This is a genomic window from Flavobacterium sp. DSR3-2, assembly GCF_049896525.1.
Classification (GTDB): domain Bacteria; phylum Bacteroidota; class Bacteroidia; order Flavobacteriales; family Flavobacteriaceae; genus Flavobacterium.
The window spans coordinates 53,773-75,072 of record NZ_JAFCUM010000015.1 but is presented as its reverse complement, the minus strand read 5'-3'; the positions used below and the strand labels follow the sequence as shown (position 1 = coordinate 75,072).

At 34.3% G+C, this 21,300-nt stretch carries 23 protein-coding genes; 18 read left to right on the top strand and 5 right to left on the bottom strand.

The genetic code is table 11. From position 1 onward, the window contains the following. Window positions 1–562 precede the first annotated feature (562 nt). The 4 genes from ACP7AV_RS15510 (at window position 563) to ACP7AV_RS15495 (ending at window position 3,982) form a co-directional block, all read left to right on the top strand. A complete protein-coding gene (locus ACP7AV_RS15510; RefSeq protein WP_426092715.1) occupies window positions 563–793 on the top strand; it encodes a hypothetical protein in 231 nt (76 codons plus the stop codon). 200 nt (window positions 794–993) lie between these two features. Next, window positions 994–1,578, top strand: a complete 585-nt coding sequence (locus tag ACP7AV_RS15505) for a DUF4142 domain-containing protein (RefSeq protein WP_426092714.1) — start codon at window positions 994–996, stop codon at window positions 1,576–1,578. A gap of 213 nt (window positions 1,579–1,791) precedes the next feature. Beyond that, entirely contained in the window at window positions 1,792–2,373 is a 582-nt protein-coding gene (locus tag ACP7AV_RS15500; protein ID WP_426092713.1) for an outer membrane beta-barrel protein, read from the top strand. Between the two features lie 136 nt (window positions 2,374–2,509). Further along, complete coding sequence (locus ACP7AV_RS15495) at window positions 2,510–3,982, top strand: serine hydrolase (protein ID WP_426092712.1); 1,473 nt, start codon at window positions 2,510–2,512, stop codon at window positions 3,980–3,982. Window positions 3,983–5,278: 1,296 nt separating this feature from the next. On the opposite strand, the gene ACP7AV_RS15490 is transcribed toward ACP7AV_RS15495, so the two are convergent. Both ACP7AV_RS15490 and ACP7AV_RS15485 read right to left on the bottom strand, forming a co-directional pair. Beyond that, window positions 5,279–6,322 (bottom strand): RluA family pseudouridine synthase, encoded by a 1,044-nt coding sequence (locus ACP7AV_RS15490; protein WP_426092711.1) that lies wholly within the window; start codon window positions 6,320–6,322, stop codon window positions 5,279–5,281. Further along, complete coding sequence (locus tag ACP7AV_RS15485) at window positions 6,312–6,938, bottom strand: PASTA domain-containing protein (protein WP_426092710.1); 627 nt, start codon at window positions 6,936–6,938, stop codon at window positions 6,312–6,314. Before ACP7AV_RS15485 ends, ACP7AV_RS15490 begins: the two co-directional genes overlap by 11 nt. A 263-nt stretch (window positions 6,939–7,201) precedes the next feature. Between ACP7AV_RS15485 and ACP7AV_RS15480 the strand changes: the two genes are divergently transcribed. The 6 genes from ACP7AV_RS15480 (at window position 7,202) to ACP7AV_RS15455 (ending at window position 10,706) form a co-directional block, all read left to right on the top strand. Beyond that, entirely contained in the window at window positions 7,202–8,176 is a 975-nt protein-coding gene (locus ACP7AV_RS15480; RefSeq protein ID WP_426092709.1) for a D-alanine--D-alanine ligase, read from the top strand. Between the two features lie 36 nt (window positions 8,177–8,212). Next, entirely contained in the window at window positions 8,213–8,437 is a 225-nt protein-coding gene (locus ACP7AV_RS15475) for a DUF433 domain-containing protein (protein ID WP_426092708.1), read from the top strand. Beyond that, window positions 8,434–8,778 carry a DUF5615 family PIN-like protein gene (locus ACP7AV_RS15470; protein ID WP_426092707.1) on the top strand — a complete coding sequence of 115 codons (345 nt, stop codon included), beginning with the start codon at window positions 8,434–8,436 and terminating at the stop codon, window positions 8,776–8,778. The genes ACP7AV_RS15475 and ACP7AV_RS15470 overlap by 4 nt, the downstream gene beginning before the upstream one ends. A gap of 9 nt (window positions 8,779–8,787) precedes the next feature. Further along, complete coding sequence (locus ACP7AV_RS15465) at window positions 8,788–9,480, top strand: DUF421 domain-containing protein (RefSeq protein WP_426063310.1); 693 nt, start codon at window positions 8,788–8,790, stop codon at window positions 9,478–9,480. A 44-nt stretch (window positions 9,481–9,524) separates the two neighbouring features. Further along, window positions 9,525–9,980 carry a pantetheine-phosphate adenylyltransferase gene (gene coaD / locus ACP7AV_RS15460; RefSeq protein WP_426092706.1) on the top strand — a complete coding sequence of 152 codons (456 nt, stop codon included), beginning with the start codon at window positions 9,525–9,527 and terminating at the stop codon, window positions 9,978–9,980. A 147-nt stretch (window positions 9,981–10,127) separates the two neighbouring features. Continuing rightward, the gene (locus ACP7AV_RS15455; protein WP_426092705.1) at window positions 10,128–10,706 is read left to right on the top strand and encodes a PhnA domain-containing protein; all 579 of its coding nucleotides are present in this window, start codon (window positions 10,128–10,130) and stop codon (window positions 10,704–10,706) included. Between the two features lie 158 nt (window positions 10,707–10,864). Here ACP7AV_RS15455 and ACP7AV_RS15450 read toward each other — a convergent pair whose 3' ends face one another. Next, entirely contained in the window at window positions 10,865–12,211 is a 1,347-nt protein-coding gene (locus tag ACP7AV_RS15450; RefSeq protein WP_426092704.1) for a DEAD/DEAH box helicase, read from the bottom strand. A gap of 157 nt (window positions 12,212–12,368) precedes the next feature. Between ACP7AV_RS15450 and ACP7AV_RS15445 the strand changes: the two genes are divergently transcribed. Further along, window positions 12,369–14,099 (top strand): M14 family metallopeptidase, encoded by a 1,731-nt coding sequence (locus tag ACP7AV_RS15445; protein ID WP_426092703.1) that lies wholly within the window; start codon window positions 12,369–12,371, stop codon window positions 14,097–14,099. 118 nt (window positions 14,100–14,217) lie between these two features. Here the strand turns inward: ACP7AV_RS15445 and ACP7AV_RS15440 are convergent, their stop codons facing one another. Beyond that, on the bottom strand, window positions 14,218–14,820 hold the full coding sequence (locus tag ACP7AV_RS15440) for an NUDIX hydrolase (RefSeq protein ID WP_426063315.1): 603 nt from the start codon (window positions 14,818–14,820) through the stop codon (window positions 14,218–14,220). 7 nt (window positions 14,821–14,827) lie between these two features. On the opposite strand from ACP7AV_RS15440, the gene pyrE reads away from it, so the two are divergent. From pyrE to ACP7AV_RS15425, 3 genes are all read left to right on the top strand, one after another. Then, window positions 14,828–15,475: an orotate phosphoribosyltransferase gene (pyrE, locus tag ACP7AV_RS15435; RefSeq protein ID WP_426063316.1), complete on the top strand. Its 648-nt coding sequence runs from the start codon at window positions 14,828–14,830 to the stop codon at window positions 15,473–15,475. Window positions 15,476–15,499: 24 nt separating this feature from the next. Then, a complete protein-coding gene (locus ACP7AV_RS15430; protein WP_426063317.1) occupies window positions 15,500–15,892 on the top strand; it encodes an SRPBCC family protein in 393 nt (130 codons plus the stop codon). An 81-nt stretch (window positions 15,893–15,973) separates the two neighbouring features. After that, on the top strand, window positions 15,974–16,201 hold the full coding sequence (locus ACP7AV_RS15425; RefSeq protein WP_426092702.1) for a hypothetical protein: 228 nt from the start codon (window positions 15,974–15,976) through the stop codon (window positions 16,199–16,201). Window positions 16,202–16,308: 107 nt separating this feature from the next. Here the strand turns inward: ACP7AV_RS15425 and ACP7AV_RS15420 are convergent, their stop codons facing one another. Then, window positions 16,309–16,689 carry a hypothetical protein gene (locus ACP7AV_RS15420; RefSeq protein WP_426092701.1) on the bottom strand — a complete coding sequence of 127 codons (381 nt, stop codon included), beginning with the start codon at window positions 16,687–16,689 and terminating at the stop codon, window positions 16,309–16,311. Between the two features lie 263 nt (window positions 16,690–16,952). On the opposite strand from ACP7AV_RS15420, the gene ACP7AV_RS15415 reads away from it, so the two are divergent. From ACP7AV_RS15415 to ACP7AV_RS15400, 4 genes are all read left to right on the top strand, one after another. Beyond that, the gene (locus tag ACP7AV_RS15415) at window positions 16,953–17,390 is read left to right on the top strand and encodes an acyl-CoA thioesterase (RefSeq protein ID WP_426092700.1); all 438 of its coding nucleotides are present in this window, start codon (window positions 16,953–16,955) and stop codon (window positions 17,388–17,390) included. A gap of 85 nt (window positions 17,391–17,475) precedes the next feature. Next, window positions 17,476–18,060 carry a cytochrome b/b6 domain-containing protein gene (locus tag ACP7AV_RS15410; RefSeq protein ID WP_426092699.1) on the top strand — a complete coding sequence of 195 codons (585 nt, stop codon included), beginning with the start codon at window positions 17,476–17,478 and terminating at the stop codon, window positions 18,058–18,060. A 519-nt stretch (window positions 18,061–18,579) separates the two neighbouring features. Beyond that, the gene (locus tag ACP7AV_RS15405) at window positions 18,580–19,389 is read left to right on the top strand and encodes an NIPSNAP family protein (RefSeq protein ID WP_426063322.1); all 810 of its coding nucleotides are present in this window, start codon (window positions 18,580–18,582) and stop codon (window positions 19,387–19,389) included. A gap of 166 nt (window positions 19,390–19,555) precedes the next feature. Further along, complete coding sequence (locus ACP7AV_RS15400; protein WP_426092698.1) at window positions 19,556–21,238, top strand: Na/Pi cotransporter family protein; 1,683 nt, start codon at window positions 19,556–19,558, stop codon at window positions 21,236–21,238. Window positions 21,239–21,300: the final 62 nt, after the last annotated feature.

Genomic DNA, 21,300 nt, shown 5'->3' with positions numbered 1-21,300 from the left:
CAGTTAGTATTTATTTTGAGGCTCAATTTACTGCTTTTACATGGATGCTTCGTTGCGTGCGCAGCACCAACAATGAAACCCGTGTTGAACAGCCTGTCCCGTTTTTACGGGAGAACCGATTACCTGCCGTGAACACTATGGAGTTATCGTAAAGATTGTACCGGTATTTTCAAGAAAATTTGGTCCTCTTTTTTTTTTTTGAGTGGTTTCAGCTTGGTTTTTTCGTGTTTTCCTTTACTTTTGAACACAAATTCCCTTACCATAAAATCAGCTTTTACAGAAACTTGAACTTTTGCTACCGCCAAGATACCAAGCAGGCGGACCGCGCTGATCAAAAACCGCTATTCGGTGTAAATCGCAAACTCTTTACAAAATGTACTAAAAATGCCAAAGACAGACTCATTGAACGCTCTCAATACGCAGATTTGATTTATCAAAACAAAATTAGAATCGAAAACAATTATGAAGTCTATCGCAGAAGGCAAGCTATATTAGAACATCCCTAGCCTGTCCCACTCTTTACGGGAGAGTAATAAAAAGCCAATGGGATTTCTATTATATAATGATCAAGAAAACCATCAAACATGCCTTAGTTGATGTTGGATTGATTTTTTCAGCCTACAACCTGCGACGAATATTTAATTTAATCGACCAAAATCTATTAAAACAATATTTAAAAGTATTGGCTTTGTATTTTGGGGTTGTAACAGCAGTTTTTAACGCTTTTTACGGATTGTTTTATTCTAAGAATGAAGAATGCTTTTTTCCAAAAAGAATTTTAATTGTAGTTTAAATCACATATATTTACTCACTGATTAACTAAAATGAGTTCGTTTGAAGGTTTTTAGACGAACTGACGTTGGTGGTAAGCTTATCAACCTTGACTCATAACAGCCAGAAAATGAGTTAATTATATAATTTTTTCAGTAAATGATATAAGAAAAAGTATTCAATTGCCCGTTAACTTTATTTAATAATAATAAAAAATAAATTATGGACAATCAGCAACAACCTCGACGCAACTTTATCAAAAAATCTTTTTTAAGTACTCTAGCTGTTGGAACAGGAATTTCAATTCTAACGCCAAGTATGCAATCCTTTACTACTTTCGAAGATGATGAAGAAAATGACCCAAATGCTAAAAACGAAAAGGAATTTCGAATGGGTGTAATTGGGCCTGCAGAATTATCATTAGTGACCAGCAAAATAGCCACAGAAAAAGCATCACAGAAAAACGCAAAGGAATTTGCGGGCTTTGAATTGACTGAAGCAATTGCAGTAACTACTGTTCTTAAAGATTTAGGCACACCAATTCCGCCAATGGATGCAAAAGCGAAAGCTACGCTAGAAAAAATTAAAAACACACCTCCAGGAAACGAATTTGATAAAACCTATATAAAGGCACAGCTTGAAAATCATGAATTCTTACGTGATTTAGCACAGGATTACCTTAACAATTCGAAAGGCAAAACTGCTGTTGCCGAAAGGCAGGGTAGGCATTTAGCAACACTTGCCTTAGCTACTTTTAAAGAACATGTCGCAATTACTCAACGTATTTTGAGCGAACTGAACGCTTAGTAGGTTATTCCAAAAATTAAAAATACAGGAGTCATTTCCTGTTTTTTTATTTATATAAAGCCAGTCACTAACAGCGCATAAACCTCATGGCTGGTTTTTATCAACTTCACGATTTTGCTTTCGAAAAACCTTTACCTTAGCCGAAAGAACTCAGTTCGTTTCGCCGCCATAAGGTCTATGCGCGAGACGTTGCAATCACATAAAAAAAGAACTATGAAACAAAAATTACTATTAGCATTACTATTGATCTTATCAATCAAATCATTTTCACAAGATTCAAAATTTAGCATTGAAGCTAGTTACCCAATTCCAATTGGAGATAATTTTATCGCAGAAAACTATAACGGAATTTTTGACATTGGAGCAAAATATAGATTTTCGAAAATAAAAAATATCAACATTGGAACATCTATCAATGGTGGAATTTTAGTAAACAACACTAATGACAATAATGGGAATCAAGACTTTAAAGTTAAATCATATCTTATTCAACCAAAACTTTTTGCTGAACTTACAATAGAATCAATTTCTAAATTACACCCATTTATAGGATTTGGATATACTTTTATGGTTTTCGATGCTTCAGGAACAAATAACGGATTTGATGTTTCAGGTTCAAGTAAAACAGACAGTGGAATAAATGCTAATTTTGGAGTTGCTTACGATATAACTACTAAAATATTCATAGGGATTCAATATGATTATGTGAAGTTAAATGTTGCTGAAGAAACCCCAAATACAACATTTAATACAAACGTAAATCTATTAAAAATTGGATTAGGTTTTCGAATATAATAAACTATCCGACCGCACTGACATCCCACAATCGTTAGCGAATTTTTGCAAACTGTGTCCATAAAAATAAGACACAAAAAACAAAAGCTATTAATTAATTCAAAAAAAACATCAATCACTTAAACCAACAATCATCATGAAACAACGTTCCAAACATTTTGCACTAAAGACAATCCTAATTGGTGTATTCATTCAGCTAATTACAATAACGGTTTCCTTTGGCCAAACAAAAGCAGAACAAATCGATAAGTTGATGAATCTATATTCAGAATACGGGCAATTTAACGGCTCCATTCTTGTCGCTGACGCAGGTAAAGTCATTTATAAAAAGGGATTTGGAATGGCAAACATGGAATGGAATATCCCGAACCAACCGGATACCAAACATAGATTGGGTTCCGTTACCAAACAGTTTACCGCCATGCTAATACTTCAATTAGTTGAGCAAGGAAAATTAAAGTTGGATGTTCCTATTACAACCTATCTTCCTGATTATCCTAAAACATTGGGCGATAAAATCACTATTCATCATTTACTGACGCACACATCTGGAATTCCAAATTATACTTCGTTTCCTATTTTCGTGAAAGAAATAAGTTTCAATCCATACAGCCCGGAAGCTTTTGTGAAAAAATTTGCTGACTTACCGCTGGAGTTTACACCAGGCGAAAAATTTGCGTACAGCAATTCCGGCTATTTTTTATTGGGTTACATTATAGAGAAAGTTTCCGGTAAAACCTATGAGCAGTTTTTGCAAGACAATATTCTTACACCACTCAAAATGAATAATACAGGATTCGACCACCATGAAACGATTCTGAAAAACAGAGCTTCCGGTTATGAGAAAAACGGTAAAAACTACAGCAATGCCAGTTATCTTGATTTGTCTATCCCCTACGCTGCCGGTTCTTTATATGCTACCGTAGACGATTTGTATTTATGGGATCAAGCGCTTTACACAGAACAGTTACTTTCAACAAAAAATAAAGAGCTGTTATTTAATTCCTATATTCCTGCAGGACCGGGACAATATGGTTACGGATGGTTTATCAATAAGGCTTTCAATGGAGAAAAAAATGAGAGTATCCTGCTTACTGAGCATGGCGGTGGAATAAATGGATTCAACACCTTGCTTTCCCGTATTCCTTCTGACAAAAATCTAGTAGTATTGTTAAATAATACGGGCGGTACGAACTTAAACGAGATGAGTAAAGCTATTAGAAATATTCTGTACAATCAACCATATAGTTTACCTAAAAAATCATTGGCTGTTGCTTTCGTAGACGTAATTCTGGAAAAAGGAATTGCATCCGGATTAACTTATTTTAATGAAAATAAAAATTCAAATACCTATGCTGTCAACGAAAATGAAATGAATAGCGCAGGATATCAATTGTTACAAACCGGAAAAGTAAAAGAAGCAATAGAAGTTTTTAAACTAAATGTAGAAGCGTTTTCAAAATCAGGAAATGCCTACGATAGTTTGGGAGAAGCCTATTTAAAAAACGGAGATAAAAAGCTGGCGATTATCAATTATAAAAAATCATTGGAGCTAGATCCAAATAATGAAAACGGGAAAAAAGTATTGGAAGAAATTTCAAAGTCCTAAATTAGTAGAACTGTTTAAAAAAAACCGCACGGATCATGTTTGATTTCAAAAACACGATCCGTTCGGATAATAATAAAATCACGCTTTTTAATTCATTTTTTATTTCACTGCCTTAGTTGACTTCCCAACCGTCAAATAAACATGTGTATTGGGATATAGAAATTCAATTTTTGAATTTTGCTGGTTTAATCTCATCGCGGCTTGTCCATTGACAGCAACAGTATAATTATTTTTTTTGGGGGTTTGATAATTACTGATCAATTGACATTTATTCAAAGTATCGTAAAATTTACAAGAGAAAGTATTTTAAAATTTAACAATGAGTTCACAACGGATTTAGATTGCTTAGAATATTTAGCAAAAATAAAGTGGAAAGCAGATTTCAAATGTGAAATGTAATCGCACAAAATTTACGATTCGTAAAACGAATTTTGCGCGGGATTGTAACGTTTGCCATCATGTTTGAAAGCCCAATTGTTGATACTATTTTTCACAAAGTTAGATTTGATGTGCGAAAAGCATTTACAATTGTTTTTGAGATTAATGCAATCACAAAAGGCTTCTCTACAAAACAAACAGCAAAACAATTAAAAATTAGTACAAATAGGGCAACTAATTTCATTAAAAAAGTTAGAATTAATGTGGCAAATAGTGCCTCATAGCCAATGATTGTTGATATTTTTGTCGATGAATTTATTTTAGGTGGCAAAGAAAATCTTAAACAAGAAAGGAGCAATATTCCAAAAAATAAAGTTGATAATCGCCGTTGAAACCAATAATACTACCGGAATCAAAAGAGTGTAGTTTGACCAGTTTGAAGATTATTTGTACAAATAAATACGCAAAATATTTGAGAAACATATTTCTAAATCTGCGTCAATAAAAATTGACAAATAGAATGGATGTAATTCGTTAAAAAAAAGTTTGATTTTAAACAGATTAGGAGTGACAAAGGAAAGTCATCAAAAAAATTACACACTGTAATTCATTAATTAAAATCTTCTTTGAGAAGTTATTTTTCTTTGGTTCATAAAGAGCATCTTCAGATGCACCTAAACGAGTTTAGTTACAGAATTAATACGTTAGTTTACGAGAAAAAAATATTTGAGTTGATAATAAAAAGAATGCTGAATACTTAAAAATTTTTATGTCAAGGCATTACAAAAATTAAATAATTGCACACCTCAAAAAATATTAAACGAATGAACCCAATATAATATTGAGCTCATTAGTATCAAAATCAAATATAAATTATCTAAACTTTTGTGTGTAGTGTAAGATCGAGACTTTCCTATTTTATTCTTCGTCTTCGTCCGTACCATGGGATTTTGAATAGCCTCTCCATTTCTCGATACAATCCTGCAAATCCTGCGGAAGTTCCGTATCAAAACGCATCAGCTCGCCGGTTGTAGGATGCACAAAACCTAATGTTTTAGCATGTAAAGCCTGTCTTGGTAGTGCTTTGAAACAGTTGTCTATAAATTGTTTGTATTTGGTAAACGTAGTTCCTTTCAAAATCAAATGACCGCCATAACGCTCGTCATTAAATAAAGGATGTCCTATATGTTTCAGGTGTGCCCGAATCTGATGTGTTCTTCCGGTTTCCAGTTGGCAAGAAATCAATGTCACATAACCAAAACGCTCTAACACCTTGTAATGCGTCACGGCTGGTTTCCCTATTTCCGGATCAGCAAAAACAGCCATTTGCATGCGATCTTTTAAATGTCTTGCTAAGTTTCCTTCAATCGTTCCTTTATCAGCCACCACATTTCCCCAAACCAAAGCCACATACTCTCTTTCGGAAGTTTTAGCTTCAAATTGTTTGGCAAGATGGGTCATCGACGCCTCGGTTTTGGCAATTACCAATAGACCTGAAGTGTCTTTATCAATACGATGCACTAATCCGGGACGTTCGCTGCTGTTCATTGGCAAATTATCAAAATGATACGCCAACGCATGCACTAAAGTTCCGGTATAATTCCCATGACCAGGGTGCACCACCATTCCTGGCAATTTATTTATCAATAGCAACGTATCATCTTCATACACAACATCAAGTGGAATATTCTCGGGAATAATATGGTTTTCGTAAGGAGGATGCGTAAGCATAACACGGACCACATCATTGGCTTTCACCTTGTAATTCGACTTTACCGTAGCGTCGTTTACAAAAATATTTCCTTCAGTAGCAGCGATTTGTATTTTATTGCGAGTCGCATTTTGAATAAGGCCCATCAAGTATTTATCAATTCGCAACGACGCTTGGCCTTTGGGAACTTCAAACCTGAAATGTTCAAATAACTCGTCCTCTAAATCTATTGTTTCTATATTATTGCTCATCAACTGGTATTTCTTCTTCTATTGGTGCTGCGAGCGTATCGGCAGCATTTTCCTCTTCTTCATAACTCATTTTTCCGTCTCCCAAAACCAAATCGATTTTCGATGATTTCAAAACTCTGTCGCCTGCTTTCAGGTTTCTTCCTTTGAAACGCATTTCCAAGACCATATCTTTCCCAAGATTTGGAACATACGTAACCGCGCCTTCTTCAAGCCCTAAAGCTTTCAAAGTAGGTACCGCTTCACGATACGTTTTATTTACTAATTCAGGAATTCGCACGGATGAAAATCCAGAGGTATTTATTTTTATATATATTTTTCGACCTACTTTTACCTTTGTACCCGGCGTCGGATCTTGTTCAACCACACTGTATTGCGGAAAATTGCTCCTGTAATCGACGCTATCCAAAAGCACATAATCTAAATCCAATTCGTCCAGCTTTTGCTCCACTTGCTCTTCAGTCAATTTACTCAAATTTGGAACCTCAATTTCATTGCCATGATCAGTTGTAAAAGTTAACCAATGCATAAACAAATACCCCAAAGCAAAAATAATGGCAATCGCAATTAATACTTGTACTACAAACACACGACTACTAAGATACTTACGTAAACTCATAAATTTATTTTTATATGCGGCAAAGATAAAGCTATTTCGTTTCAAAAAAAATGATAATTTTGTTTAATCGTTTTTAGGATTATTCTTGATGAATTTCAGAAGCTGTTTCCCGCTATTCGCTTGTATCTTTGCTTTTTTAAAAAAAAAAAGCAAAGGATATCGCTATTATCGGGGCTAAAAACAAATCGTTTTCATAAGAAAACCTTTTTAAAATTAAATCCAAAAACTTTAAACATTAAACCTGCAACATTAAACGATACAAAATGAAAAACATTGCCATCATCATGGGCGGATATTCCAGCGAGTATAAAATCTCACTAATCAGCGGAAACGTAGTATATCAATTTTTGGACAAAACGAAATACAACGGATTCCGAATCCATATTTTCAAAGAAAAATGGGTCTATGTTGATGCTAATGACACCGAATTCCCCATCGATAAAAATGATTTTTCAGTGACTGTTGCCGGTATCAAAATCACTTTCGACTGCGTTTTCAATGCCATCCACGGAACTCCAGGCGAAGACGGATTGATGCAGGCTTATTTTGAATTATTGCACATTCCGCAAACTTCCTGCGATTATTACCAAGCAGCTTTAACGTTCAACAAACGCGATTTACTATCTGTTCTAAAACCATACGGAATCAAAACCGCCACTTCCTATTACTTAAACAAAGGCGATGCTATCAATACTGACGAAATTGTCGCTAAAGTTGGTTTGCCTTGTTTTGTAAAACCTAATAAAGCCGGTTCCAGTTTTGGAATATCAAAAGTTAAAACAGCTGCCGAATTACCTATCGCAATAGAAGTTGCATACAAAGAAGACAACGAAATCATCATAGAAAGTTTCCTTGACGGCACCGAAGTTTCGGTAGGAGTCATCAACTACAAAGGAAAAGTAACCGTTTTACCCATCACCGAAATTGTTTCGGATAATGATTTTTTCGATTATGAAGCCAAATATTTGGGTAAATCACAAGAAATTACTCCTGCCAGAATTTCGGATGAAATGACTCAAAAAGTGAGTGAAATTGCTAAACGTGCTTACGAAGTCCTGAAAATGAAAGGTTTTTCCCGAAGCGAATTTATATTGGTAAACGGAGAACCACACATGCTGGAAATGAACACTATTCCGGGATTAACAACGGAAAGTTTGATTCCGCAACAAGCCAAAGCCGCCGGAATTTCATTAGAAGATTTGTTTACAAATGCAATAGAATTGGCTTCGCCTGAATAACTGATTATTTCGTTAACTTTGTATAAAAAACTCATTATGATTAATTACAAACAATATATCGGAATAAATTCAGGTGTTCGTTTTGGTAAACCAACAATAATTGGAACCAGAATTACTGTTTTTGATGTTTTAAATTGGCTGGCTAATGGGATGACGACAAATGAAATAATTGAAGATTTTCCCGAAATTGACGAAAATCAAATCAAAGCTTGCCTTACTTACGCTGCTGATAGAGAACGTAAAATTCAAATTGCATCGTGAGTTTGTTATTTGATCAAAACATTTCTTTTAGAATTATCTCTAAAATTAAATCCAATTTCCCTGCAGCAAAACAAGTCAGACAACTCGGAATTGAAAATCATTCTGATCTTGAAATATGGAAGTATGCCAAAGAAAACAAATTTACAATTGTAACTTTTGATGCTGATTTTTTTGATTTAGCAAATCTAAAAGGTCATCCGCCAAAAATAATTTGGCTCCGTTTTGGAAATACCAAAACTGATTTTTTAGCAGATCAATTAAACACAAAAAATGCAATCATCAAAGATTTTATAAATTCCGATGAATATTCAGAAATAGCCTGTTTGGAGGTAACCAATTAAAATGTTGCTATGATAGAAATCTTTGAATGGAACCGATTATTATACAATGATTTGCCAGAATCCTTTCTGTTAGAAGTCATTTTCCGTTCCACGGTAATGTTCACCGTTTTATTATTGACATTAAAAGTAGCTGGAAAACGTGGCGTAAAGCAATTATCTGTTTTTGAAACAGTCATCATTATTGCTTTAGGATCAGCAGCCGGAGATCCAATGTTTTATGAAGAAGTTGGAATAATCCCACCCATAACCGTATTACTAGTAATTATCCTTTTATACCGATTAGTAACTTGGCTAACCGGAAAAAGTAAACGATTTGAAGAGTTTATAGAAGGCAAAACTGAATGTATTATCAGCGAAGGCAAATTTTCAATTGCTACTTTTAAAAAGGAAAGTCTGGCACAAGATGAATTTTTTTCGGAACTCCGATTAAAATCAGTAGAGCATTTAGGACAGGTGAAAAATGCCTTTATGGAAACTAGTGGCGAAATCAGTGTTTTCTATTATGAAGACCATGAAGTTCAACCAGGCTTACCAATTCTGCCTTTCTTATTTAAACTTAAAAGTAAAACGATTCCAACTGAAGGTGTTTATGCCTGTACCTTTTGCGGAAATACTGAAAGCCATAAACCAGGAAATGCGGAGTGCAGGGTTTGTGAAAAATCTGAATGGGTCGAAGCGATACGAACACTTAGAAAAACTTAATTCAACCCAAAGAAAACCCATTCGATTTAAATATATCTTGTATAATGAGAAAAGCAATATTTCCGGGATCATTTGACCCAATCACTTTAGGACATGAAGACATAATCAACAGAAGTATTTCTTTATTTGATGAAATCGTAATTGCCATTGGAATCAATGCCGAAAAAAAATACATGTTTTCATTGGAAGACAGAAAGCGTTTTATTGAAGAAACATTCAAAAACGAACCTAAAGTTTCAGTAATAACTTATGAAGGTTTGACAATTGATTTGTGCCACAGAATAAACGCTAATTTTATCCTTCGTGGCTTACGCAACCCTGCCGATTTCGAATTTGAAAAAGCAATTGCGCACACGAATCGTCGTCTATCAAAAATAGAAACCGTGTTTTTATTGACCGCAGCAAAAACTTCGTATATCAGCTCAAGCATTGTGCGGGATGTAATCCGCAATGGTGGACAATATGAAATGCTTGTTCCCGATGCAGTTCGAGTAAAATAATTTTAAAGAGATTTTGTCAAGTCGAGCGCAGTCGAGAACTATCCATTCGTCTCGACTGCGCTCGACTTGACAAATAATCACTACCAATTTTACTTGCGAAACGAGGCAATAAATCTTAAATTAGCCAAAAATAAAAGCCATCAAACAATGAGTATAGAAAGAGAATTAAGCAAACGTAGCGGATCGAAATGTGAACTTTGTGGTGCAACCGAAAATCTAAAAGTATATCAAGTATTACCAACCAAAAAAGGTGAGCTAGATGAAAGTATAATGGCTTGCAGCACCTGTATCGACCAAATCGAAAATCCGGATAACATAGATTTAAATCATTGGAGATGTTTGAATGACAGCATGTGGAGCGAACATACCGCCGTACAAGTTGTCGCGTGGAGAATGTTAAGCCGTTTGCGTGGTTCTGGTTGGCCTCAGGAATTACTGGACCAAATGTATTTAGATGAAGATACTTTAGCTTGGGCACAAGCAACAGGTGAAGGCGAAGAAGACGAAACCAAAGTAATTCACCGTGACAGCAACGGTGTGATTCTTGAAATTGGAGATTCAGTCGTTTTAATCAAAGATTTGAAAGTAAAAGGTTCAAGCATGGTAGCCAAACAAGGAACTGCAGTGCGTAACATCAGATTAGACCATGAAAACGCCGAATATATTGAAGGTAAAGTAGATGGTCAAACTATTGTTATTATTACGCAATATGTTAAGAAAATATAGTATTTATAGTTTTCAATCACAGTTTTCATGGACTGAACTGTAAAAAAAGTGTTCAGTATATAATGACTCCATTACAGCAAAAAATCGTTAACAGTAAAATATTTTACTGTTAACGATTTTTTTTAACTGAAAACTGAGCACTAAACACTAAAAAACTACTACTCTTCCTCTTTCTTTATCACTTTTCGCGCCACTTCGATTTTGAATTTCTTGCCTTTCATTTTTTCGTCCTTAATAGCATGAAGCAAGTCTTTTACTTTATTAAATTTCACCGCTGCAAAAGAGATAAAATCTTTCACTTCGATTAATCCTAAATCGCCTTTTTCCAATTTCCCTTTTTGGGAAAAGAAACCTACGATATCAATTTTATTCAGTTTATTTTTCTTCCCTCCACTGATATAAATGGTTTGAAATTCAGGTGGTTTTGGCAATGAAGTGGAATTTTCAACTTTCAAAGCTTCCATTCCATAATCGATGTAATCCATTTTTTTCTCACTTTCATGAGCAATAATATAAGCAGTTCCAGAAGCAAGCATACGAGCCGTACGTCCGTTTCTATGCGTAAATTCGTCTTCTTTGGATGGTAAATGATAATGAATTACATGATTCATTTCAGGGATATCGAGTCCACGGGCTGCCAAGTCAGTTGTGATTAGATAACTCACACTTCCGTTTCTGAACTGGATTAGCGCGCGCTCTCTTTCGTCCTGATCCATTCCACCATGATAATACGTGGCATAAATTCCTTTTTCGTTCAACGTATCGCTAATGCGTTCTGCAGCGTCACGATGATTACAAAAAACTATTGCCGACTGCGATTTCAACGAACAAATCAAATTGAACAAACTTCCTATTTTGTCTTTTTCTTTCGAAACGACCATTTTCATCGTAAGATTCGTTTCTGCTACGTTTTCTGGAATAAAATCTAAAATAGTCGGGTTTACGACTCTTGTATATTTTGGAATTTCAATATCGGAAGTGGCCGAAACCAAAACGCGTTTGTTGAGTTTCGTTAATTTTCCAATTATAAAAGACATTTGTTCATGGAAACCCAATTGCAACGATTTATCAAACTCATCGAGAATCAACGTTTGGATTTTATCCAAACGGAAAGTTCCTCTGTCGATATGATCCGCGATTCTTCCCGGAGTTCCTATTAAAACTGCTGGCGGATTGCTTAAATTTTTAATTTCGGTATCAATAGAATGTCCACCGTAGCACACATTTACTTTATAATCAGTTCCCATTTTTTTCCAAACCTGCTCAATCTGCAATCCTAATTCGCGTGACGGAACCAAAATTAAACATTGAACCGATTGAATTTCGGGTTGTAACATTTCTAAAATCGGCAACAAAAAAGCCAAAGTTTTTCCGGAACCTGTTGGCGAAAGCAATAAAACATTATTGTCGTTCAGGATGGTATCTTGCGCTACTTCCTGCATTTCGTTCAGGCTTTCGATGCCTAAATTCAAAAGTATATTGTTGGAATGGTGTTTCTTATTCATTTTTTCAATTTGGTGCAAAGGTAATTTTTAATTGTGAGTTATGAATTTTGAGTTATGAATTTTCATTCTTTTTCAATCGGGTATTTCCTTTTCTTACATTCATAACTACAGCTGTCTAAAAAAAGCTACATTTGATATTCCATTCAAAAATCGAAAAATGAGACTTTTTACATTCCTTTTTTTACTATTCTCCATCAGTACTTTTGCACAAAAAAACAACAAATACGATACTTTTTTCGAAAAAGGTAATGGAAATCAATCTGCCTCTTATCAAGAAACAATTGCGTACTACAAACTTCTGGCGGATGATTTCCCTACTGTCGAAATTCAAAAAATGGGTTTGACAGATAGTGGTGAGCCTTTGCACATGGTTATTTTTAATCCGGAAAAGCAATTTGACTTTGGAACCATCCAAAAAAACAAAGCGGTAATTCTGCTTAATAACGGAATTCACGCGGGGGAACCGGACGGAATTGACGCTTCAATGCAGCTTTTTAGAGATTTAGCTTTAGGTAAAATAAAAGCGCCAAAAAACACCGTTATCGTTTGTATTCCGGTGTACAATATTGGCGGCGCTTTAAACAGAAACTCCACTTCAAGAGCCAATCAGGACGGACCGGAAATCTATGGCTTTCGTGGCAATGCCAGAAACTATGACTTGAATCGCGATTTTATAAAATCAGACACCCGTAACACGAAAAGCTTTGTAGAAATATTCCATAAAGTAAATGCAGATGTTTTTATTGACAATCACGTCAGCAATGGCGCAGATTACCAATACAAACTGACGTACATTATGACCCAACATAATAAATTAGGAACCGTATTAGGTGATTTTTTAAATACTGAAATGATGCCTGCTTTGGTGAAAGATTTACAAAAAAAGAATATTGAAACTACGCCTTATGTCAATGCTTTTCAGGACACACCAGAAAAAGGTTTTGGTCAATTTTTTGAAAGCCCAAGATTCGCAACCGGTTATACTTCATTGTTTAATACCATTGGTTTTGTGGTGGAAACGCACATGCTTAAAAAATATGCCGACCGCGTGAAAGTGACGTATGAATACATGCGTTCCGCAATTGATTTTACGGATGCTAATTATCAAAAAATCAAACAACTGCGATTGAAAAATGAAGAGCAATATAAACCACAACAATCGTACACGATAAAATGGGAAATTGACAGTACAAAAACGATTCCTTTTTCGTTTTTAGGCTACGAAGCCAGTTACAAAAAAAGTGATGTAACAACTGGAAATCGCCTGTTTTATGATAAAACAAAACCATTCAAAAAAGACATTCCTTACAATAAGGAATTTAAATCGGTAAAAGAGATAATCATACCGGAAGCGTATATAATTCCAAGAGGATTTTGGCCTGTTATCGAATTATTAAAAAGTAATACGATAACATATCGTCTACTAAAAAAAGATACCATAATTGAAGTCGAAAGCTATAGAATTGCCGACTTTAAAACAACAAGTTCAGCGTATGAAGGTCATTATTTACACCGAAACACTTCGGTAACCGCTAAAATAGAGAAAGTGGCTTTCGCCAAAGGGGATTACGTTATTCCTACACAACAAAAGGGAATCAAATACCTACTGGAAACTTTGGAACCGGAAGCAATAGATTCTTTTTTCAACTGGAATTTTTTCGATACGATGTTACAACAAAAAGAAGGTTATTCCGATTATGTTTTTGAAGATTCGGCAACACAGATTTTGAAAGAAAATCCAAAATTAAAAGCCGAATTTGATTTGAAAAAACAAAGTGACGTTACTTTTATCAATAATCCGGAAGCACAGCTGGACTGGATTTACAAACATTCTGTTTATTATGAAAAGGCACATTTACAATATCCTGTGTATCGCATTTTAAATTAAAAAAAAGCACGAATTAAAATATTTATTAAGCACGAATTTCCACCAAATAATTAGTGGGAATTCGTGAAATTCGTGTTAAACTTTATTATATCAACTTTTCTGTTTACAAAATGAAGTGCTATTTCAGCAGCTTCTCTTCTTCGAACAATAATTTTATGTTTTCATAGGAGTTTTTTAGCGCCTCTTTGATTTGTTCCGGATTCATCCAGGCTACTTTCTCAATTCCCTCTTCTAATTGCCCCTGTGGTGTGCCTTCAAAATCAGACTGCATTTCGAACCAATGGGTAATTTTTAGTTTGTATTTGCCATTCCGTTTAAAAACATGATACGTTTTTTGAAGTTTGTGAGATATCGACAAGCCATTAACGCCAGTCTCCTCTTCTACTTCACGCATGGCAGTATCTGCGATTTCCTCTCCTTTTTCGATTCCGCCCTTGGGTAAATCCCATTTTCCGTTTCTAAAAATGAATAAAACCTCCCCTTTTTTATTATAAACCAAACCGCCTCCCGCTTTACACACTGGAATTTTAGCTTTTAAAGTCTTCATAATCAAGCTTTCGTCCGGATGATACAGATAGGCCTTATTAATTTTATTTTGAAAGATTTTAACTATAAGTTGCTCTATGTCAATGCTTTCTAATAGAAATAATTGAAAATCTGTCTCTTTGGAGATGTGATTTGTCAAAAAAAGTGGTTTGTCGTTAACAAAAACTTTATACATTTGTAATATGATTTTTAATAAAGATACAGCCGAAAAAACAGCCGAATTTCTTTTGCAAATAAATGCAATTAAATTGAATCCAAGAAATCCTTTTACATGGGCTTCTGGGTGGAAATCGCCTATTTATTGTGACAACCGATTAATTCTCTCATTTCCAGCGGTAAGAAATTATGTCCGCGATGAATTTTCCAAGAATATAGAGAAGCAATTTGGTAAACCAGATGTTATTGCCGGTGTAGCCACTGGGGCAATAGGAATTGGTATGCTGGTAGCGGAAAGTATGGGGTTGCCGTTTGTTTATGTTCGCCCGGAACCAAAAAAACACGGGAGACAAAACCAGGTGGAAGGTTTTTTACAAAAAGGACAAAATGTAGTTGTAGTAGAAGATTTAATCAGCACAGGAAACAGTAGTTTGCTAGCGGTGGAAGCGTTGCGCGAAGCCGGTGCTAATGTAAAAGGAATGGCCGCTATCTTTACCTACGGCTTTAAAGTTGCTGAACAAAACTTTAAAAGTGCAAATCTAGATTTATTTACGTTGAGTAATTATCAAAATTTATTGAATTTGGCTGTTGCCAAAAGATATATCAATGAGGACGAAGAACAGGTTCTAAGAGAATGGAATGTGAGTCCGTCTACTTGGACTATTGAAGTTTAAAAAATCTAATAAAAAATAAAAACAATGAATTTAGAAAGCGCTAAAGTTACTGTTCAAAAATCAGCTCAAGAATTATTCAATTTACTGAGTGATGTGAAAAATTTTGAAAAATTAATGCCAGAAAATATTGCTAAATTTGAAGTTATTGGTGACGACGCTTTCATTTTTGGACTGAAAGGGATGCCAGAAATAAAGTTAAAAATGAAAGAAAAAGTAGCTCCTACCAAAATCGTTTTAGGGGCAGCGAGCGACAAACTTCCATTTACTTTAGTAGCGAATATAGATGCTGTTTCTCAGACTTCAAGTGATGTAAAACTAGATTTTGAAGGCGATTTCAATCCTATGATGGCCATGATGATTAAAGGTCCAATTGGGAAATTCATAGAAACTTTAGCAGGCAATATGAATAAATTGTAAAAACTATTTAAATTCATTGTTGTCCGATAAAAAACAAGCCAAATTAATAGCTTCTTTTTTATCGGACAACAATTGGTGACAATGTTAGATTTTTATCATTTCGAAAATAACTTTCCATTTATTACTGCAACAAAAGAAAACGAAGAAGCTAGCAACATAGTTGTGGAAATAAATTTTAAAATTTTAATCAAAAAAATACGCATTTTACTTAACGCCAAGCTAGAATTTAAAAAATTAATTGATCTTTTTAAAAAAGGATCTGCATTAGAATTAGAGATATTAAATTTAGATGTCAATGATAGTTGCTAAAAAATAATTCCACTAACAGTTTTACTTTCATTTAGTCCGCAGCCGACAGCGCCGAACTACGATAAACGACAAGCCAACAAAACCGTAAAGAGCTAGAATTCCCTTTCCTATCGTATAGCTTTAGTAGACTTCCCAACCGTCAAATAAACATGCGTATTGGGATAAATAAATTCAATTTTAGTGTGCTGTTTGTTTATCCGCATTGCTACTTGACCTTTCTCATTTTCTAAAGTATAAAAGGTGTAATTCCCGTCGGAAGCAAAAACACCGGAGTCTACAATTTTATATTTCATCTTTGTCGCCGTAAGAAAGAGAACCACACTATACTTTTGAATATCAAGAAACACAAAAGAGTATTCATTTCCTGCTACATTGCATTCGTTTTTTTTGAAAGGTTGCTCATCTATGCAATATCTTTGCACATTAAACACTTGTTCTTGAGCGTACAAACCACCTGATATCAACAACAACAGAATTATTTTTTTCATATCCTTTTGTTATTTTTTAGTATCCGAAATTGGATAGTCCTTTTTACCCCTTACAAAATACAAGCCACATTTTTTTTTTGAAGAAAAAAAAACCACAAAACCCCCTATTGCATTGGGCAACGTATCCTTAAAAAAGGATTAAAAGGTTTGTGAGTTCTGTTTCTTTCCACATATTATTCGTAGTTTTGACCGTATCAATGCGTCTTAATTTTGCTTTATAGCAATCCAAAAAACAACGCAAACAACTTTAAAAAACAATTACAATGACTTCATTTAGTAAAGAATTATCCTTTCGTTGGTCTGATCTTGACCCTAATTTTCATGTTCGACACAGTGCTTATTATGACTTTGGCGCACAACATCGTATCGAAATTCTGGAAAGTCTTGGCTTAACCATGAAAGTGATGCAAGCGCAAGGCTTTGGTCCTATTCTTTTTAGGGAAGAATGTGTATTTAGAAAAGAAATAAAACTTTCGGATAAAATTTTTATGCATACCAAAACCTCAAAAGTAAATGCGGATGCTTCTCGCTGGTCCATTGTACATGAATTCATGAATGAAGACAATAAACTATGCGCAACTATAACTGTTGATGGTGCTTGGATGGACCTTAAACTTCGAAAATTAGCGTCGCCAACGCCCGCAATTGCACTGGAGGCCTTAAGTATTTTTCCTAAAAGCGAGAGCTTTGTGAATCTTTAAAAAAGAAACCTTGGAAAACGAGATTTACTTTCGAATTTCTACAAAAGTTGAATCAAAAGCATAATTACACAACAGCGTTATAATCATGAAAAACAGAGAATACTCCGCCATTTACAGAATAATGCATTGGTCAATCGCCATATGTATGACTTTATTGCTTGTAACTATCTTTTTGAGACTTACATGGATGAATAAAAATAATGTGGCGCTAATCATTCAAGACTATTTAGCGACTACAGACCAAAAGTTGACGCAAGACCAACTCATTACTCTTGCTAAAAAAATAAGAAAACCAATGTGGGACTGGCATATTTATATTGGTTATGTTTTGGTCGGTTTGTATAGTATTCGAATTGCGCTTCCATTTTTTGGAAAAATGAAGTTCTCTAATCCATTCAACAAAGATTTGGGCAATAAAGAAAAATTCCAGTACTGGACTTATTTAATTTTTTATGTTTGTGTTGTTATTTCCCTGATCACCGGTTTAATTATTGTGTTAGGTCCAAAAAATCTAAAAGAACCGATGGAGGAAATACACGTACTTTCTATATATTATCTTCTGGCGTTCATCGTGATTCACTTGTCGGGAATTTTCTTCTCTGAATTAACAACCCAACGAGGATTAATTTCCAGAATCGTAAGCGGACCAACAAAGACAAACGAAAATTAGAAGCAAAAAATACTCTTTTTTGATCAGCAATTATTCGGTTTGTTGTTAACAAAAAAACAATTTCGGATTAACGATTGAATCCAAAAATAATTGTGTAAAATTGGTCTGTGACGATATATGTCAAAAACATGGCTTGTGAAAGTTGTAAAATATTTTTAACAGAGGCTTTAGAAGAACTCGATATCAATGCAACAAAAATAGCTTGGTGAAATAGAAGTCAAAGAAGAACTCACTTCCACCAAAAAAAAGAAATTAAACAGTAAAATTAAAAAAGCAGAATTGGAATTATTAGAAAAAAATAAGGCAATCTAATTGAGAAAATCAGAAGCGTAATAATTTTTGGATTCAAAAAAATAAAAAGCGTATTTATAGTTTTGGACAACTCTGTTTTGGGATATGTATTGAATCTTCTTTAAAATAAAAAAAGTTATCCGCTCCTTTTGTAATCGTACCCTAAAAAATTGCAATTTTATTAATACTTTTATAGAATTACTAACTTCAAAATTCCGACTCGATAAAATGAAATTTATAAAACTATTTTTCGCACTGCTAACTGTTTTTTCTATTACCAGTTTTAAAACAATACAAAATGATATTCTCGAAGTAAAAACTGCAGCACCATCAAGAGAATTCTACCAAATTAAAACTTATATTTTCAAAACGGAACAGCAAGTACAAACCACTGAAAAGTATTTGAAAGAGGCTTTGCTTCCGGGTTTAAAAAAACTTGGGATTAAAAATATTGGTGTATTCAAACCAAAACCGAATGCTACGGACACCCTAAAAAAAGTTATCGTAGTTATTCCGTTTTCATCCATCAATCAATTTCTAAGATTAGAAGATAAACTGGCCAATGACAAAATCTATTTAACTGCCGCAGCCGATTATTTGAATGCTTCTTACAAACAAGCGCCTTATTTGCGTATCGAATCTATTTTATTAAAGGCTTTTTCAGATCATCCTATTTTGTCAAGTCCCGCTTTGAATAGTCCAAGAGCAAATAGAGTGTATGAATTAAGAAGTTATGAATCAGCAACTGAAGCGATTTACAAAAACAAAGTCGATATGTTCAATGCCGGAGGAGAAATAAAACTCTTTGACCGCCTTGCCTTTAATGCTGTTTTTTATGGCGAAGTTATTTCGGGAGCCAAAATGCCGAACTTAATGTACATGACTACTTTTGCAGATCAGCAAAGTAGAGATGCGCATTGGAAAGCCTTTGTGGATTCACCAGAATGGAAAGGATTAATAGCTATGGAAAAATACAAAAACAATATTTCCCATATAGATATTACTTTTTTGTACCCAACTGATTATTCTGATTATTAGTTTTCCAACACATAATTATAATCGTAAGTTATTAAAACTGCAACCCTAAAAGTTGTAGTTTTTTGTTTAAAATAATAACCTCAATAATAATTTTTAAAGAATAGCAGTTGATATTTTACCAAAATTTTACTAGTAAATTTAAGTATCTTTAATACCAATTTAAGCTATGGAAACCCTCATTACAATACTAAAACTTGCTGCAGGCGTTGGTTTATTCCTTTTCGCCATGTATTTAGTTGAGGAATCCTTAAAAAATCTCTCCGGAAGAAGCTTCAAACTATTTCTGCAACGAATTACAAAAAACAATATTGGCGCAGTGGTTGGTGGGACAATAGTTACTGGCATACTTCAAAGCAGTTCGATGGTTTCGCTAATGGTTTTAGCGTTTGTGGGTGCAGGTGTTTTTACCATGAAGAATGCTATGGCTATTATTCTAGGAGCAAATCTGGGTACAACACTTGCCAGTTGGTTAGTCGCTACACTTGGTTTTAAAACTAATATTGAAGTGATTGCTTATCCGGCAGTTTGTTTGGGTGGTTTTCTTCTTATTTTACTTGGAACCCGCAAGAACATCAAGTACATTTCTTATTTTCTTTTGGGATTTGGTTTAATGTTCATCGGACTTTCCTTTATGAAAACCGCTATGGAAGCGCAGGTTCAATACTTCGATTTCTCGCAATATGCTTCGATGCCGCTAATCGTTTTTCTCGTTATTGGTTTTCTTATTACGCTCGTTGTTCAATCGAGTTCCGTAACCATGGCATTAACGTTAAGCGCGTTAAATGCCGGAGCAATTGGATTTCCAATGGCGGCAGCGATCGTGTTAGGTGGTGAAACCGGAACTATTATTAAAATTCTTTTGAGTGCGATTGGAGGAAACGCTTCCAAAAAACGGGTTGCTTTAGGCAATTTATTATTCAACATTTTCATTACTGCCATTGCTTTTGCACTGCTAAAACCGATTCTGTTGCTCATTACTGATGTCATAAAAATCAAAGATCCGCTCATTGGTTTGGTTACGTTTTCAAGTCTTATTAATTTATTGGCAATTGTATTGTTCCTTCCGGTTCTCGATTTATTTACTCAATTTCTGGAACGTTTTTTCAAAAACACGGATGGTAATACTGCCGCTTTTATAAGTCACGCCTCTATTACGGAACCTGAAACAGCTCTTGATTTATTCCGAAGAGAAACGAGCTATTTCATTTATAACTCAATGCTTTTCAATTTGGAATTATTCAAGATTGACACTCTCGCTTTTAAAAAACAAAGCGAGTACATTGAAATCAATGAGAAAAAAAGCTTTACATCTAAAACCCGTGAGGAGAAATATGAATTCCTAAAACAATTACAAGGCGAAATGCAGGCTTTCTATTTGAAACTAAGAACAAAATTGAACAGCGAACAAAATTCAGAGCTTAACCAATTGATTTCTGCTGCGCGAAGTTCCATGCATGCCGTAAAAAGTGTGAATGATATTGATAGCAATATATTGGACCTCAGTCACTCTTCAAAAGACATAAAATATCAGTTTTTTCTTCATCATAAAAAAGAAACGGAAAACCTATATTTAAAATTAAGTGCTTTTCTGAGCATGGAAATACCCGTAAACTTTAAAGAATTGGAGGCTATATTTAATACTATTCAAACAAACTACACGACAGCACTTAATACCTTTTACACCGATGTACAACTTACAATCGTTGAAAACATTGATATCACAACAGTCATAAATTTCAACAGAGAATTATTTATGTCAAATAAAGCCATGCTAATGGCACTGAAAGATTTAATTTTGGACGAAAAAAATGCTCAAAATTTTAATGAAATTTCTATTTACAAAACCTAAAATATTAGTAATTCGTTCAAATTTTATTCCCAAAAATTTTACAACTATATTTTTAAATTTCA

Coding starts and splice junctions, on each gene's coding strand:
- ACP7AV_RS15510 (WP_426092715.1), top strand. CDS start 563: ATGATCAAGAAAACCATCAAACATGCCTTAGTTGATGTTGGATTGATT.
- ACP7AV_RS15505 (WP_426092714.1), top strand. CDS start 994: ATGGACAATCAGCAACAACCTCGACGCAACTTTATCAAAAAATCTTTT.
- ACP7AV_RS15500 (WP_426092713.1), top strand. CDS start 1,792: ATGAAACAAAAATTACTATTAGCATTACTATTGATCTTATCAATCAAA.
- ACP7AV_RS15495 (WP_426092712.1), top strand. CDS start 2,510: ATGAAACAACGTTCCAAACATTTTGCACTAAAGACAATCCTAATTGGT.
- ACP7AV_RS15490 (WP_426092711.1), bottom strand. CDS start 6,322: ATGAGCAATAATATAGAAACAATAGATTTAGAGGACGAGTTATTTGAA.
- ACP7AV_RS15485 (WP_426092710.1), bottom strand. CDS start 6,938: ATGAGTTTACGTAAGTATCTTAGTAGTCGTGTGTTTGTAGTACAAGTA.
- ACP7AV_RS15480 (WP_426092709.1), top strand. CDS start 7,202: ATGAAAAACATTGCCATCATCATGGGCGGATATTCCAGCGAGTATAAA.
- ACP7AV_RS15475 (WP_426092708.1), top strand. CDS start 8,213: ATGATTAATTACAAACAATATATCGGAATAAATTCAGGTGTTCGTTTT.
- ACP7AV_RS15465 (WP_426063310.1), top strand. CDS start 8,788: ATGATAGAAATCTTTGAATGGAACCGATTATTATACAATGATTTGCCA.
- coaD (WP_426092706.1), top strand. CDS start 9,525: ATGAGAAAAGCAATATTTCCGGGATCATTTGACCCAATCACTTTAGGA.
- ACP7AV_RS15455 (WP_426092705.1), top strand. CDS start 10,128: ATGAGTATAGAAAGAGAATTAAGCAAACGTAGCGGATCGAAATGTGAA.
- ACP7AV_RS15450 (WP_426092704.1), bottom strand. CDS start 12,211: ATGAATAAGAAACACCATTCCAACAATATACTTTTGAATTTAGGCATC.
- ACP7AV_RS15445 (WP_426092703.1), top strand. CDS start 12,369: ATGAGACTTTTTACATTCCTTTTTTTACTATTCTCCATCAGTACTTTT.
- ACP7AV_RS15440 (WP_426063315.1), bottom strand. CDS start 14,820: ATGTATAAAGTTTTTGTTAACGACAAACCACTTTTTTTGACAAATCAC.
- pyrE (WP_426063316.1), top strand. CDS start 14,828: ATGATTTTTAATAAAGATACAGCCGAAAAAACAGCCGAATTTCTTTTG.
- ACP7AV_RS15430 (WP_426063317.1), top strand. CDS start 15,500: ATGAATTTAGAAAGCGCTAAAGTTACTGTTCAAAAATCAGCTCAAGAA.
- ACP7AV_RS15425 (WP_426092702.1), top strand. CDS start 15,974: ATGTTAGATTTTTATCATTTCGAAAATAACTTTCCATTTATTACTGCA.
- ACP7AV_RS15420 (WP_426092701.1), bottom strand. CDS start 16,689: ATGAAAAAAATAATTCTGTTGTTGTTGATATCAGGTGGTTTGTACGCT.
- ACP7AV_RS15415 (WP_426092700.1), top strand. CDS start 16,953: ATGACTTCATTTAGTAAAGAATTATCCTTTCGTTGGTCTGATCTTGAC.
- ACP7AV_RS15410 (WP_426092699.1), top strand. CDS start 17,476: ATGAAAAACAGAGAATACTCCGCCATTTACAGAATAATGCATTGGTCA.
- ACP7AV_RS15405 (WP_426063322.1), top strand. CDS start 18,580: ATGAAATTTATAAAACTATTTTTCGCACTGCTAACTGTTTTTTCTATT.
- ACP7AV_RS15400 (WP_426092698.1), top strand. CDS start 19,556: ATGGAAACCCTCATTACAATACTAAAACTTGCTGCAGGCGTTGGTTTA.